The organism is Candidatus Arcticimaribacter forsetii (assembly GCF_910589745.1).
GTDB classification, from domain to species: domain Bacteria; phylum Bacteroidota; class Bacteroidia; order Flavobacteriales; family Flavobacteriaceae; genus Arcticimaribacter; species Arcticimaribacter forsetii.
This window is the reverse complement of the sequence record NZ_OU342399.1, coordinates 1,098,459-1,112,346: the sequence shown is the minus strand read 5'-3', so window position 1 is coordinate 1,112,346 and position 13,888 is coordinate 1,098,459. Positions and strand designations below refer to the sequence as shown.

The 13,888-nt window shown below is 33.2% G+C and carries 19 protein-coding genes; 11 read left to right on the top strand and 8 right to left on the bottom strand.

Features of this window, described 5'->3' with window-relative positions; all coding sequences use genetic code 11:
- Nucleotides 1-84 precede the first annotated feature (84 nt).
- Entirely contained in the window at nucleotides 85-435 is a 351-nt protein-coding gene (locus tag NG655_RS05140; RefSeq protein ID WP_252158267.1) for a 4Fe-4S dicluster domain-containing protein, read from the bottom strand.
- Between the two features lie 63 nt (nucleotides 436-498).
- On the opposite strand from NG655_RS05140, the gene NG655_RS05135 reads away from it, so the two are divergent.
- The 4 genes from NG655_RS05135 to NG655_RS05120 all read left to right on the top strand — a co-directional run bounded on the left by NG655_RS05135 (nucleotide 499) and on the right by NG655_RS05120 (nucleotide 3,971).
- The gene (locus NG655_RS05135; protein ID WP_336511173.1) at nucleotides 499-1,530 is read left to right on the top strand and encodes an acyl-CoA reductase; all 1,032 of its coding nucleotides are present in this window, start codon (nucleotides 499-501) and stop codon (nucleotides 1,528-1,530) included.
- Between the two features lie 84 nt (nucleotides 1,531-1,614).
- Complete coding sequence (serC, locus tag NG655_RS05130; RefSeq protein ID WP_252158266.1) at nucleotides 1,615-2,679, top strand: 3-phosphoserine/phosphohydroxythreonine transaminase; 1,065 nt, start codon at nucleotides 1,615-1,617, stop codon at nucleotides 2,677-2,679.
- A gap of 9 nt (nucleotides 2,680-2,688) precedes the next feature.
- Nucleotides 2,689-3,639, top strand: coding sequence for a D-2-hydroxyacid dehydrogenase (locus NG655_RS05125; protein WP_252158265.1), 951 nt, complete (start codon nucleotides 2,689-2,691; stop codon nucleotides 3,637-3,639).
- Nucleotides 3,639-3,971, top strand: a complete 333-nt coding sequence (locus NG655_RS05120) for a DUF6787 family protein (protein ID WP_252158264.1) — start codon at nucleotides 3,639-3,641, stop codon at nucleotides 3,969-3,971. Before NG655_RS05125 ends, NG655_RS05120 begins: the two co-directional genes overlap by 1 nt.
- On the opposite strand, the gene folE is transcribed toward NG655_RS05120, so the two are convergent.
- Together folE and msrA are read right to left on the bottom strand one after the other, a co-directional pair.
- Nucleotides 3,968-4,564, bottom strand: coding sequence for a GTP cyclohydrolase I FolE (gene folE, locus NG655_RS05115; RefSeq protein WP_252158263.1), 597 nt, complete (start codon nucleotides 4,562-4,564; stop codon nucleotides 3,968-3,970). The two genes, NG655_RS05120 and folE, sit on opposite strands and share 4 nt — an antisense overlap.
- Complete coding sequence (gene msrA, locus NG655_RS05110; RefSeq protein WP_252158262.1) at nucleotides 4,561-5,100, bottom strand: peptide-methionine (S)-S-oxide reductase MsrA; 540 nt, start codon at nucleotides 5,098-5,100, stop codon at nucleotides 4,561-4,563. Before msrA ends, folE begins: the two co-directional genes overlap by 4 nt.
- A gap of 136 nt (nucleotides 5,101-5,236) precedes the next feature.
- Here msrA and NG655_RS05105 point away from each other — a divergent pair, with 136 nt between their 5' ends.
- The 4 genes from NG655_RS05105 (at nucleotide 5,237) to NG655_RS05090 (ending at nucleotide 8,640) form a co-directional block, all read left to right on the top strand.
- The gene (locus tag NG655_RS05105; protein ID WP_252158261.1) at nucleotides 5,237-5,899 is read left to right on the top strand and encodes an ABC transporter ATP-binding protein; all 663 of its coding nucleotides are present in this window, start codon (nucleotides 5,237-5,239) and stop codon (nucleotides 5,897-5,899) included.
- Nucleotides 5,899-6,663 carry a TIGR02757 family protein gene (locus tag NG655_RS05100; RefSeq protein ID WP_252158260.1) on the top strand — a complete coding sequence of 255 codons (765 nt, stop codon included), beginning with the start codon at nucleotides 5,899-5,901 and terminating at the stop codon, nucleotides 6,661-6,663. The genes NG655_RS05105 and NG655_RS05100 overlap by 1 nt, the downstream gene beginning before the upstream one ends.
- A gap of 79 nt (nucleotides 6,664-6,742) precedes the next feature.
- Nucleotides 6,743-7,993, top strand: a complete 1,251-nt coding sequence (locus NG655_RS05095) for a dihydroorotase (protein WP_252158259.1) — start codon at nucleotides 6,743-6,745, stop codon at nucleotides 7,991-7,993.
- Nucleotides 7,990-8,640 carry an alpha/beta hydrolase gene (locus tag NG655_RS05090; RefSeq protein ID WP_252158258.1) on the top strand — a complete coding sequence of 217 codons (651 nt, stop codon included), beginning with the start codon at nucleotides 7,990-7,992 and terminating at the stop codon, nucleotides 8,638-8,640. The genes NG655_RS05095 and NG655_RS05090 overlap by 4 nt, the downstream gene beginning before the upstream one ends.
- A gap of 4 nt (nucleotides 8,641-8,644) precedes the next feature.
- Here NG655_RS05090 and NG655_RS05085 read toward each other — a convergent pair whose 3' ends face one another.
- Both NG655_RS05085 and NG655_RS05080 read right to left on the bottom strand, forming a co-directional pair.
- On the bottom strand, nucleotides 8,645-9,136 hold the full coding sequence (locus NG655_RS05085; RefSeq protein WP_252158257.1) for a hydrolase: 492 nt from the start codon (nucleotides 9,134-9,136) through the stop codon (nucleotides 8,645-8,647).
- Between the two features lie 11 nt (nucleotides 9,137-9,147).
- Nucleotides 9,148-9,918 carry an MBL fold metallo-hydrolase gene (locus NG655_RS05080; RefSeq protein WP_252158256.1) on the bottom strand — a complete coding sequence of 257 codons (771 nt, stop codon included), beginning with the start codon at nucleotides 9,916-9,918 and terminating at the stop codon, nucleotides 9,148-9,150.
- Nucleotides 9,919-9,987: 69 nt separating this feature from the next.
- On the opposite strand from NG655_RS05080, the gene NG655_RS05075 reads away from it, so the two are divergent.
- Nucleotides 9,988-11,439, top strand: coding sequence for a TonB-dependent receptor (locus NG655_RS05075; RefSeq protein WP_252158255.1), 1,452 nt, complete (start codon nucleotides 9,988-9,990; stop codon nucleotides 11,437-11,439).
- Here the strand turns inward: NG655_RS05075 and bcp are convergent.
- Complete coding sequence (bcp, locus tag NG655_RS05070) at nucleotides 11,436-11,897, bottom strand: thioredoxin-dependent thiol peroxidase (protein ID WP_252158254.1); 462 nt, start codon at nucleotides 11,895-11,897, stop codon at nucleotides 11,436-11,438. The two genes, NG655_RS05075 and bcp, sit on opposite strands and share 4 nt — an antisense overlap.
- A 100-nt stretch (nucleotides 11,898-11,997) precedes the next feature.
- Between bcp and NG655_RS05065 the strand changes: the two genes are divergently transcribed.
- Complete coding sequence (locus NG655_RS05065; protein ID WP_252158253.1) at nucleotides 11,998-12,648, top strand: endonuclease III domain-containing protein; 651 nt, start codon at nucleotides 11,998-12,000, stop codon at nucleotides 12,646-12,648.
- Here NG655_RS05065 and NG655_RS05060 read toward each other — a convergent pair whose 3' ends face one another.
- Nucleotides 12,649-12,792, bottom strand: a complete 144-nt coding sequence (locus NG655_RS05060) for a hypothetical protein (protein ID WP_252158252.1) — start codon at nucleotides 12,790-12,792, stop codon at nucleotides 12,649-12,651. It abuts the gene before it with no gap.
- 51 nt (nucleotides 12,793-12,843) lie between these two features.
- Complete coding sequence (locus tag NG655_RS05055; RefSeq protein ID WP_252158251.1) at nucleotides 12,844-13,434, bottom strand: sigma-70 family RNA polymerase sigma factor; 591 nt, start codon at nucleotides 13,432-13,434, stop codon at nucleotides 12,844-12,846.
- A gap of 204 nt (nucleotides 13,435-13,638) precedes the next feature.
- On the opposite strand from NG655_RS05055, the gene NG655_RS05050 reads away from it, so the two are divergent.
- Nucleotides 13,639-13,875 (top strand): VF530 family protein, encoded by a 237-nt coding sequence (locus NG655_RS05050; RefSeq protein WP_252158250.1) that lies wholly within the window; start codon nucleotides 13,639-13,641, stop codon nucleotides 13,873-13,875.
- The last annotated feature ends 13 nt before the right edge of the window (nucleotides 13,876-13,888 follow it).

Here is a 13,888-nt window from a genome sequence, read left to right as displayed (position 1 = left end):
CTACAAATTTTAACGATTTAAGATAAGATCAAATAAAAAAGGCTACTCAATGAGTAGCCTTTTTTTATGATATGAATCAAAAGATTATTCTGGGTGCATAAAACGTTGTTTCCCCAAAAGCACTTCTTCGCTTTCCACATTATCTTCATCAGGAACGCAGCAGTCTACAGGGCATACCGCAGCACACTGAGGTTCGTCATGAAACCCTTTGCATTCAGTACACTTATCAGGAACAATATAGTAAAACTCATCAGAAACAGGTTCTTGAACTTCATCGGCATCCACTTCTTTTCCGTCAGGCAAAACAACAGCACCTTCTAATGAGGTTCCATCCTTATAACGCCAGTCATCAGCTCCCTCATAAATTGCAGTATTAGGACATTCTGGTTCACATGCTCCACAATTTATACACTCATCTGTTATAATTATAGCCATAGTAGGATTTCTTTTAGTTAAATTTGCGTCAAAAGTAAGACCTTATAGTTTATTCTACAAATAATGATCCAACAAGAACAACGAATAATTGCATTTAATCGCCTTGGCAAATTTTTAAGAGAGATTAATCCTGAAAATCCAACCTATGATTCTCTTTTTGAAGTAGTCTATAAAGCGAAAGATAATAATGGATGGTTTTCTAAAGAAAATGTTTTAAAATCTTTTGCTGCATGGGGTGAATTACTCAATAAACAAGAACTAACACTTTGGACTGAGAAGTACCAATTTGATCAAGCTGAACCTAAAACAGTCGGTCTGGTATTGGCTGGAAATATTCCTCTTGTAGGATTTCATGATGTTTTAAGCGTACTGATTAGTGGAAATAAAGCTCTTGTTAAATGCTCTTCTTCCGACCCTTTACTCATCGCTTTTCTGATTAACAAATTACAAGAATTTGAGCCTGGATTTAATGATTATATCGAATTCACAAAAGAAAGATTTACAGATTTTGATGCTGTAATTGCAACTGGAAGTAACAATGCGGCTCGCTATTTTGAATATTATTTTTCTAAAGTTCCAAACTTAATACGTTCTAATAGAAATGGAGTTGCTATTCTTGAGGGTAATGAAACAAAGGAACAACTCGAAGCGTTAGCAATTGACATTATTCAATATTATGGCTTAGGATGTAGAAGCACTTCAAAGGTTTTCGTTCCTAAAGGATATGATTTAAACTTAATATTTGGTGCGCTTTACCCGCACAACAACCTAATGGATTCTGCAAAATACGCCAATAACTACGATTACAATAAAGCGGTTTATTTGATGAGTCAGTTTGATATCCTCGACAATGGATTCTTTATCCTTAAAGAAGATTCTTCTTACTCTTCCCCTGTTGCGTGCTTACATTACGAATATTATGAGAACCTTGAAGAATTAGAAAATAAATTGAAAATTGATCGTGATTTGATTCAATGTGTTACTTCAAATTTTGAAGGGAAAGGTCATTTTCCTTTTGGAAAAGCACAAGAACCAAATCTTTGGGATTACGCAGATGGTAAAAACACGCTGGATTTTTTAAACATATTAACTTAATATGTTAAAAATTCAAATAAAAAATGCAGGATTAATAGGCATTTTTTAATAGGTAATACAGATATTTGCACCTTAAATATATATATGAAAAAGCATAACTTTAGCGCAGGTCCTTCAATACTACCTGCTTCAGTAATGAAGAAAGCCTCTGAAGCCGTAATAGATTTTAATGGTTTGGGACTTTCATTGATCGAAATCTCACACAGGAGTAAAGAATTTATTGCTGTTATGGAACGTGCACAAGATTTAGCGCTTGAACTTACAGGGCTTAAAGGAAAAGGATATAAAGCACTTTTTCTTCAAGGAGGTGCTAGTTCACAATTCTTAATGGCCGCATATAATTTATTAGAAAACAAAGCGGGTTATATTAATACAGGAGCTTGGTCTAACAAAGCAATAAAAGAAGCTAAGTTATTTGGCGAAGTGGTAGAAGTTGCTTCCTCTAAGGATCAAAACTTCAACTACATTCCAAAAGGAGACGAAATTCCTGCTGATCTTGATTATCTACATATAACAACAAACAACACCATATTTGGAACTCAGTTTCAAGAAATTCCGGAAACTAACGTACCCCTTATTGCGGACATGAGTTCTGATATTTTTTCAAGAGTAATTGATTATTCAAAATTTGATCTTTTCTACGCAGGTGCTCAAAAAAACATGGGTCCTTCAGGAACTACCTTAATTATTGTAAAAGAAGAGATTTTAGGAAAGGTAAATCGTACTATTCCTTCAATGATGGATTATCAAGTACATTTAAAAAGTGACAGTATGTTTAATACACCTCCTGTATTTCCTATATACACTTCTATGTTAACCTTAGAATGGTTGCAGGAAAATGGTGGTTTAGCAGGCATTGAAAAACACAACAAAGAAAAAGCTGCTTTGATATATAATGAAATCGACCGCAATTCTGCTTTTGTTGGTTTTGCAGCGAAAGAAGACCGTTCCTTTATGAACGCTACATTTAATCTAGCTGAAGGAATTGACGGAACAGCATTTGACAATCTTTGGAATGAAGCAGGAATTAGTGGATTAAAAGGACATAGATCTGTTGGTGGATATCGTGCATCAATTTATAATGCATTACCAATAGAAAGTGCACAACTTCTTGTAGAGGTTATGCAAAAATTTGAAAAAACTCTTTAAAAAATATAAATGAAAGTATTAGCAAACGACGGAATATCTCAAAGTGGTGTAGATGCCCTTAAAGCAAATGGATTTGAGGTAATAACTACCAATGTAGCACAAGAACAATTGATTAGTTACATAAACGAAAATGAAATTACAGTTTTACTGGTTAGAAGTGCAACCACTGCTCGTAAAGATTTAGTTGACTCCTGCCCTTCTCTAAAGATAATTGGAAGAGGTGGTGTTGGAATGGATAATATTGATGTTGAATACGCTCGTGAAAAAGGGTTAAAAGTAATCAATACTCCTGCTTCATCTTCTGCATCTGTAGCAGAATTAGTTTTTGCTCATTTGTACGGTGGTGTTCGTTTTTTATATGATGCGAATAGAAACATGCCTTTAGAAGGAGAATTAAACTTCAAAGGACTTAAAAAAGCATATGCCAAAGGGATTGAGCTAAGAGGGAAAACAATCGGTATTATTGGATTTGGACGTATTGGACAAGAGGTTGCTAAAATAGCACTAGGTGTTGGTATGCGTGTCATTGCTGCAGATAAATTTATGGAAGCTGCAACAGTTCCTGTTACATTATTCAATGGTCAATCTATAGATGTTGAAATTAAAATTCAATCTCAAGAATCATTACTAGCAGAATCTGATTTTATCAGTTTACATGTACCTGCTCAAAAAGAGTATGTAATTGGATCTTCAGAGTTTGAACAAATGAAAGATGGTGCTGCTATAGTAAATGCAGCTCGTGGAGGAGTAATTAACGAAGTTGCTCTTTTACAGGCATTAGAGAGTGGAAAATTATCTTTCGCTGGTTTAGACACTTTTGAAAATGAACCAAAACCTGCAATGCAAGTACTTATGCATCCAAAAGTTTCTTTAACTCCACATATTGGAGCAGCAACTGGTGAAGCTCAGGATCGTATTGGTGAGGAGCTTGCTCAACAAATAGCAGAAATACTCCTTTAATGAGTTATTTTGACCGTTTAAAAATTAAATGGGCTGTAAAGTCAAATTTTCAGCTCATTATAATATTTATTGTTTTCGCCATAACAGGCTCAACTTCGGTAAAGGTAGCCGGTCCAATTTTAAATTACATCGGAATCTTACCCAATGTATTTGACGATATTTTTTTTGGCGGAATCCTCTACTGGATTTTAAGAATATTAATTGTATTCCCTGTTTATCAAGTATTACTTATCGTCTTTGGAACGTTGTTTTTTCAATTCAACTTCTTCTGGAATTTTGAAAAAAAAATCTTAAAAAGCATTGGCTTAAAAAGATTTTTTAAAGACTCTTAAGACAAGCTAGAAGCAATTAGTTTTAGAAATTCATTTCTAGTTTTCATCTCTTTAAATGCTCCTCTAAATCCTGATGTAGTAGTTGCAGAATTTTGTTTCTGAACTCCCCTCATCATCATACACATATGTGAAGCTTCAATTACTATGGCTACTCCAAGTGGTTTTAAAGTGTCGCTGATACAATTCAAAACCTGATCCGTTAAACGCTCTTGAACTTGTAAACGTCTAGCAAACACATCTACAACTCTCGGAAGTTTACTCAGTCCTACGATATGACCATTAGGTATATAAGCAATATGAGCTTTACCAAAAAATGGAAGCATATGGTGTTCACAAAGTGAATAGAATTCAATATCTTTTACAATAACCATTTCTTTGTAATCTTCCTTAAACATGGCTCCTTTAAGTATTGCTGCGGGATCAATTTCATAACCACTGGTTAAGAACTTCATAGCCTTACTTGCTCGTTCGGGAGTTTTAATAAGCCCTTCACGGTCTACATCCTCTCCCAAAAGAGAAATAACATCCGTAAAGTTTGTTTGTAGTGATTCAATAATTGGAAAATTTTCTATGTCAAAGTTGTCGTTAATCATATAGTATTTAAAAGATGTTTAAAATTTTGTTTTAATTTTTGGATTTTGGGAGATATAATATAGGAGCAATAAGGTTGTTGCTCATTATCATTGTAATAATTTCTATGCTCTTCTTCCGCTCTATAAAAGGGTACCTCGGGCAAAAGTTCAGTAACGATAGGATCTTCGAAAGTAGAATTTTGTAATTCTTTAATTAAAGAAGAAGCAATGATTTTTTGTTCCTCTGTTGTATAAAAAATTGAAGAACGATATTGAGTCCCAATATCGTTTTGCTGTCGATTAAGAGTTGTTGGATCGTGTGTAGCAAAAAAAACTGTTAAAAGTTCACGATATGAAATTAAATTGGAGTCAAATTCAACTCGAATACCCTCTGTATGACCTGTAGTTCCAGCACAGACTTCGCGATATGCAGGGTTTTTAATAAAACCTCCCATATAGCCGGAATCTACCTGAATAACACCTTTAAGGCGTTGGACAACAGCTTCTGTGCACCAAAAACAACCTCCGGCAATAAATGCAATTTCTTTAGAATTCATACGTTACTTTGTTTAACAAATGTATGTTATTATTAAACAAAACAAACGCTAAAATTTTAATAAATTTAAAAAAACTCTGAAATAATAATTAAAAAAAAAAGGATTAAAATAGTACTTTGTGAAGGATATGAAAAAAATGATTGAAGCTCAGCATATAAATAAAAAATTAGGAGCCGTTAATATTCTAAAAAACATCAATTTAGAAATAAATGCAGGTGAAATAATTGCTATAGTTGGTCCTTCTGGTGCCGGAAAAACAACGCTTCTTCAAATCCTAGGCACACTTTCCTCTCCGGATCATTCTAGTACTACTTCTTTACAAATTGATGAAGCTAATATCCTCAAACTAAAAGAAAATGAGCTATCAGAATTTAGAAATAATAAGTTGGGATTCATATTTCAATTCCATGAATTGCTTCCCGAGTTTAATGCGTTAGAGAATGTTATGATTCCAGCTTATATAAAAAAAACACCTCCAAAAAAAGCTGAAGAACGTGCTTTAGAATTATTAAATCAATTAGGACTCTCTGACCGTACAAACCATAAACCATCGGAATTATCTGGAGGTGAGCAACAAAGGGTTGCTGTTGCTCGAGCATTAATGAATAATCCTAAAATTATATTCGCAGATGAACCAAGTGGGAATCTTGACACCCAAACTGCAGATGAATTACACCAACTGTTTTTTGATTTAAGAGATCAATACGGTCATACTTTTGTTATCGTTACGCATAACAAAGAATTAGCTGAAAAGGCAGATCGTAAAATAGAATTAATTGATGGAGAGATTATTAAATAATGACCTTTTACGAACTTAAAGAATTTTTAGACCTTAAAGCTGAACATTACCAGTCACAAGAATTTATTACCGCAGATCCGATTCAAATTCCACATCGATTTTCAAGGAAAGAAGATATAGAAATAGCAGGTTTTTTAATTGCTACTATTGCCTGGGGAAATCGAACAAGTATCATCAAAAATTCAAACAAAATGATGCAATTGATGGATGACTCGCCCTATGATTTTATAAAAAATCACAGTTCAGAAGACCTTAAGGTATTCAATGGATTTGTTCATAGAACTTTTAATGACAGTGATTTAAAGTATTTTATTATTTCCTTAAAAAACATCTATAAAAACAAAGGAGGTCTTGAAAAATGTATTGCAAACCATGCTTCCAAGATGGATATTCAAACAGCTCTTCATTATTTTAAAAAAGATTTTTTTGAACTACCCCATTCGCAAAGAACTCAGAAACACGTTGCTGATCCTTTAAAAGGATCTGCTGCTAAACGGATTAATATGTATTTACGATGGATGGTTAGATCCAACAAAAATGGAGTTGATTTTGGAATATGGAAAAGCATTCATACTAGAAATTTATCCTGTCCATTAGATGTTCATTCGGGAACAATAGCCAGGAAATTAGGGATACTTAAAAGAACTCAAAATGATGCAAAAGCTGTTGTTGAATTAGACACACAATTACGTATTATGGATCCAGAAGATCCAGTTAAGTATGATTTTGCTTTATTTGGACTGGGAGCTTTTGAAAAATTTTGAAGCTCATCTAATATATATCTTTTAGATTCACATTAGTTTTGTACTTTTGTGTACACATTTGGAACTTGTATTACAATTAATGAAAATACTCCTTAAAAAAGCGACTTTAATTGACCCTAAAAGCGCATTCCATTATTCCACCAAAGACATTTTAATTACAAACGGCATCATTACTGCCATCGAAGATACTATTGACGATGAAGCAGCAGAATTGATCACCCGCAATAATCTTCACGTTTCAAGAGGATGGTTTGACAGTAGTGTTTGTTTTGGTGAACCTGGATATGAAGAGCGTGAAACTTTAGAAAACGGATTAAGTACTTCTGGATTAAGTGGATTCAGTCAAATTGCGTTAAACCCAAACACAAACCCGGTAATTGACAACCAGTCAGCGGTTTCCTTTTTAAAACAAGCAGCTTCAAATACTGCTACTCAAATTGCTCCAATTGCTTCTTTTTCTAAAAAACAGGAAGGTAAACAATTAACTGAATTATACGATTTACAACAAAGTGGCGCAGTAGCTTATGGGGATTATAAAAAACCAATTGAAAATGCTGAGCTTTTGAAAATTGGACTCCAATATGCACAACGTTTAAACGGATTAATTCTTTCCACACCTGCCGACCGAAACATTGGAAATAAAAGTGGAGTTCATGAAGGTAAGGTTAGCACTAGAAATGGACTTTCGGCAACACCTACCCTTAGTGAAACCCTTCAAATTCAACGTGATTTAGCAGTTTTAGAATACAGTGGTGGTAAACTACATATCCCTTGTATATCATCAGCAGAAGCGGTTGAATTAATTAGAAATGGTAAGAAAAAAGGATTACAGGTTACTTGCAGTGTTGCACTAGCAAACTTAGCATTTACCGAAAATGAATTATCTGATTTTAATTCAATTTTCAAACTTGAACCCCCATTACGTACTGATAATGACAGGACCGAGCTAAGACAGGCAGTGGTCGATGGAACTATAGATTTGGTTACTTCAAATCATGAACCCCTGAATGTTGAATTAAAACACTTAGAGTTTGAATACGCAACTTCTGGAACCGTGGGTCTGGAAGCTATGTTTGGAATTTTATCTACTTTGTTCCCAATGGAAAAAGTAATTTCAATTTTAACTAAAGGAAAAGATATATTCGGGGTTAAAAACCAAACTATTGAAATTGGTCAAGAAGCAAATCTGACTTTATTTAACCCAAATGGAAGTGCTATTTTTAAAGAAACTGACCTAATTTCTACTTCAAAAAACTGTGCCTTTATAAACAGTCCTATCGAAGGAACTGTTTATGGCATTATTAATAATTCTCAGCTTACCTTAAAATGAACATAGATTCTAATCAAATTCTAGAATATTTATATCAAGCTCCTACCGAAACTACCGACAACCCACCTGTTCTCTTTTTAATTCATGGATATGGGAGCTATGAAGGAGACTTATTCTCTTTCGCTAAATACCTACCGAAACAGTATCATATAATCGCTCTAAGAGCTCCTATTGTACTCGGAGAAGGGAGTTATGCTTGGTACACCATTACTTTTGATTCAGACATGAACAAATGGTCAGATGATGAAGAAGGAATTCAATCCAGAGATTTAATTCATTTCAATATAAAGCATCATTTAAAACGCATTAATTCTAATTCGGAAAAGGTAGACTTACTTGGTTTTAGTCAGGGAGCTATATTAAGTTGGTCTTTAGGGCTTACTTATCCGAAATCAATAAGTAAGATAATGGCTTTAAGTGGGTTCTTTAATCCGAATTTAGTCGAGGAAACTACAGAGCGCACAAAAGACTTAAAGTGTTTTAGTTCCCACGGTATTATTGATCCAGTGATTCCGGTAGAGCATACTCGTGCAGGTATAGATGCTTTAAGAGAAAAAGGACTAGATATTGAATATAAAGAATACGATGCTCCACATACCATAAGTCCTGATAACTTTAGAGACCTAATTAACTGGCTTCAAGTTTAAATAATTATTTAAAAGAATACATAAAGTGATCTAGCAGTTTAAATGATATTTCATTTTTATCATTGACACTAAATTCAATAAACAGCTCTCCCCAGTTTGTGCCATCTGAAAAATCTGCAATCAACCACTTTTGGTTTATTACATGGATTTTATTTATCAAAAACTTCCCTCCTTTTTTTGAGTAAGGAATAAGGTTTTGGTTTGTTCCAGATTTATTTGTTTCTAAAAGTGCCTCTTTTATGGTTTTACTGTCTATATTTAATTTAGTTAAATCCAGTTCTTTGATAGAATTTGAATTTGTTTCAAGTGAAAAATAAGTGCTCTCAAAAAAACTACGCTTTTCTTCTTTTAAGGAAGCCTTTAAATCATTAATCCGCTCTTGTTTGTTTTCAAGTCTACGTTGCTGATCCAGCATAATCTTATTGCTATTCACGATTTGAAAAATCAAGATTAAGCCAACAAATGAGAACAGATAAATGAATATATTTTTTTTCATAAAGAGTAAAACTAATTTGAAGTTATTTGTAAAGTGTCGTATGCTAGGTGGACATTTTTTGGAAGAATTGATTCGACTTCGTCATGGAAACCCAAAAGGTGACTGATGTGTGTGAAATAAGTTTTTTTGGGATTGATTAGAGCTACTAAGGAGAGTGCTTCTTCTAAGTTTAAATGAGAAGGATGGGGTTCAATCCTCAAAGCACTTAAAACTAACACATCGATGTTTTTTAATTTATTAAGCTCTTCATTAGGGATAGTTTTAACATCTGTTAGATAAGCAAAATTTCCAAATCTATAGCCCAAGACAGTTAAATTATGGTGCATGACTTCAATTGGTATAACCTCAATATTATTTAATTTAAATGGCTTATTTTTTTTTACTAAATGTTTATTTACAGAAGGAGCTCCTGGATATTTATTAAAATCTTCCATTATGTAGGAAAATCTTTTATCTAACTCAGTAAACACTTTTTGAGAAGCATAAAAATCAATATTCCCTTGTCTGAAGAAAAAAGGTCTAATATCATCCAGACCAGCAGTATGATCTGAATGCTCATGAGTAAATAGAACTCCATCAAGTCGATCGAGGGGATTTCTTAAAAGTTGTTGCCTAAAGTCTGGGCCACAGTCGATAATATAATTATATTTTTTCCAAGAAATTGAAATAGAAACTCGTAGTCTTTTATCCTTCGGATTCTGACTTAAACATACAGGATGTTTACTACCTATAATGGGAATCCCTTGAGAAGTACCAGTTCCTAAAAATGTTATTTTAAACATAATATCAAAGGTAGATATTTGTCTTTAAAATAAACAAACTTTGTACATTTGTTAAGTAATACTTTTACTATGTCAATACAACTACCTGGAGAACGCGCATTAGAGAATAGACCTTCAATAGAATCGAAGGCATTACGAATAAATCTCAATGATCATATTTACGGAACCTTTGCCGAAATTGGTGCTGGACAAGAGGTTGCAAGACACTTCTTTAGGGTAGGTGGTGCTTCTGGTACTATTGCAAAAACAATTAGTGCTTACGACAAAAATTTCAGTGACAACATCTATGGAGAAGAAGAAGACGGTCGTTATGTTACCGAAACTCGTTTGAATAAAATGTTGGATCATGAAATGAGTTTACTTGAAGATCGTATTCCAAGATCTGAACATCCTGATAAATTATTCTTTACCTATGCTAATACGGTGACAACAATAGATTTTGCTAAAAAATTTAAAGGACATGGATGGATGGGAATTCGTTTTCAAACGAGCCCAGATGAAGATTTTAGTGAAATTGTATTACACGTTCGTTTTCATCAAACCGAAGCCCGATTTCAACAAGAATCCATTGGAATCATGGGGGCTAACTTAATTTATGGTGCTTTCTACAAGAATAATCGACCAAGAAAACTATTAAAATATTTATACGACCACATTGATAAAGACGCCATTGAGATTGACACAATAAACTTTTCAGGGCCTAAATTCGAAGGAATTGATAACAGGCTAATGAGTTTACAGTTGGTGAAAAATGGAATGACCGAGGCCGTTATGTTCAACCCGAAAGGGAACAATGTATTACCTGCTAGAGAACTTTATAAAAAAAACATTCTTGCATTACGCGGTAGTTTCAGACCCGTTACCAAGGTTAATATTGACATGTTCGAAAAATCTCTTGAGGTGTTTTTACAAGAACAAGAAGTTAAAGAAAATAAAACCGTTGTTATTTTTGAAATAACGCTTTCAAATCTTACTTCTCAGGGAGAAATTGATGAGAACGATTTTATGGACCGAGCAAAACTACTTTGTTCTCTCGGGCATGTAGTTATGATTTCCAATTTTAAGGAATATTATAGACTTGTTGATTATTTATCCCAATACACCAAGAAGCAAATGGCTCTTGCTATGGGAGTAAATAGTTTTGTTGAGGTATTTGACGAGTATTACTACAAAGATCTAAGTGGAGGGATATTAGAAGCATTTGGTAAAATGTTCTATAACAACTTAAAGGTGTACCTCTACCCTATGAAAAATGAAAAGGGTCAAATTGTTACCAGTAACAATTTGAAATTACATCCTCGTATGAAAGATTTCTATAAATTCTTTAAATACAATGGTAAAGTTGTAGATATCTTTGACTACGAACCTGAATTTTTAGATGTTTTTTCAAGAGAAATTCTCAAACAAATTAAAAACAACGAAACAGGCTGGGATCAACACTTACCAGATGGAATTCGCGAAATGATTATTAAAAATGGAATGTTTGGATATGAACCTAACACAAGTAAAGTAAAGTCCTAACCCTCTGGATTTAAAATTTGTGAAGCATGAACTTTTGTTTTGACCTTGTCAATAACGCGTTCAACTTTTCCTTCTTCATCCACAATAAAAGTTTTACGGTGAATACCGTCGTATTCCTTACCCATAAATTTCTTGAGCCCCCAAACACCAAAAGCTTCAATAACTTCCTTGTTTTCATCTGCTAAAAGCGGAAAAGGAAACTCGTATTTGTTGGAAAAATTCAGTTGTCTTTTTTGACTATCTGCACTTACACCAAGAAGAGAATATCCTGCATTTTTTAGCTCTGAGTAATGGTCACGCAAATCACAAGCTTCTGCAGTACAACCCGGAGTACTTGCCTTCGGATAGAAAAATAAAACTAATTTTTTCCCTTTGTAATCTTCTAAACTATGAACTGTTCCTGTTTCGTCAGGACAACTAAAATTTGGTACTAAATCTCCTACTTTAAGTGTATTCATCTATTATTTTTTTTCTAAATTACAAAAAAGATTTGTTAGGTTTTAAAATGAAATATGAATGTTTTAAATTCAAAAACTAATCGATTGAAAGACAATCTAAATGACTAAAAAAGAGAAAGTAAACTTTGTAATTGAAACACTTGAAGATTTATATCCAGAAATCCCAATACCGCTTGATCATAAAGATCCGTACACCCTATTAATTGCAGTTCTTTTATCAGCACAGAGCACCGATGTTCGGGTAAATAAAATTACTCCATTATTATTTGCTCGGGCAAGTACACCACAAGAAATGATCAAGTTATCGGTTGAAGAGATTCGTGAAATAATTAAACCTGTGGGATTATCTCCTATGAAATCAAAAGGAATTCATGGTTTATCGCATATTCTTCTAGAAAAACATGAAGGGAAAGTACCACAAAGCTTTGAAGCGCTTGAAGAACTTCCAGCAGTAGGACATAAAACAGCAGGTGTTGTTTTGTCCCAGGCTTTTGGGATTCCGGCTTTCCCTGTAGATACCCATATTCACAGACTCCTTTATCGTTGGGGATTTACAAAGGGAACTAATGTAATCCAGACGGAAAAAGATGCTAAAAGGTTATTTCCAAAAGAAAAATGGAATGATTTACATCTTCAAATAATTTGGTATGGAAGAGAATATTCTCCGGCTCGAGGTTGGGATATTGAAAAAGATATAATTACTAAAACTATCGGTAGAAAAACAGTACTAGATTCTATCCGAAAAAAATAATTACAACTTCTTGGTGTTATTTATTTTCTTTTCAGAACTGAATGTATTCATTGCTTTAGAGAACGCTAGAATACGCTTAATCGTAAGATCGCTTGGACCTTCTGTGTTTTTATTAGGTAAATTTTTTGAGTAGTTTTCTTCCATATAAGTTTAGCTTACTTATACAAAACGAAAAAAAAATTAAAATAGTATATGTTAAGCAGACAAAACAATTTGATGCTCCTCAATTAACTTTCGGATATTAATTACTGCATAACGCATTCTTCCTAGAGCAGTATTAATGCTAACCCCTGTAACTTCTGCAATTTCTTTAAAGCTCATGTCTTTGTATAAACGCATTGTTAAAACCTCTCTTTGGTCTTCCGGGAGCTCTACAATTAACTTTTTCAAGTCTTCAACAACTTGTTTATCAATCATATTGCTTTCGATATTGGGAGCATCATCTCCTATAATCTGAAATATATCAAATTCATCTTTACTCTCAAAAATTGGAATACGATTACTTTTTCTAAAATGATCAATAATTAGATTATGAGAAATCCGCATCACCCAGGGAAGGAATTTACCTTCTTCATGATAGGAACCTTTTCTAAGAGTTTTAATTACTTTAATAAAAGTATCTTGAAAAATATCCTCCGAAATATCTCGGTCAGCGACTTTAGAATTGATGAAGTTATAAATCTTTAATTTGTGACGCTCAATCAAGACTGCAAGAGAACGTTCACATCCATCTATATATGCTTTAACTAAGACACTATCTTTTTCTTTTGTGAGGGAAACTGACATACACATTACTTTTAAACACCCAAAGGGAGTTGGTTTTCGATAAATTTAAAAGTAGAGTTGTTGTATATGCATATATTTTAATACATCAAATATAGTATTTTTATTTTACTCAACAATAATTCAAAACTGTTTTCGTTATTATTTGATTGATTACAAAGGTAATTTCAAGTTTAGTATTATAATTGTATGAATTAATATTTAAGAATGGACCACAAACCTAAACGACAAATAAATAATCCTTTACATGGTGTTAAATTAGCAGATATTCTAAACCATCTGGTAGAAATTTATGGTTTTGAGGAACTAGGAAAAAAAATATCAATTCGATGCTTCACACACGACCCAACGATAAAGTCAAGTTTGAAATTTCTAAGAAGAACCCCTTGGGCAAGAACTAAAGTTGAAGAACTATACTTAAGAAATCTAGATTTAAGAAACTAAACTATATTTAAAT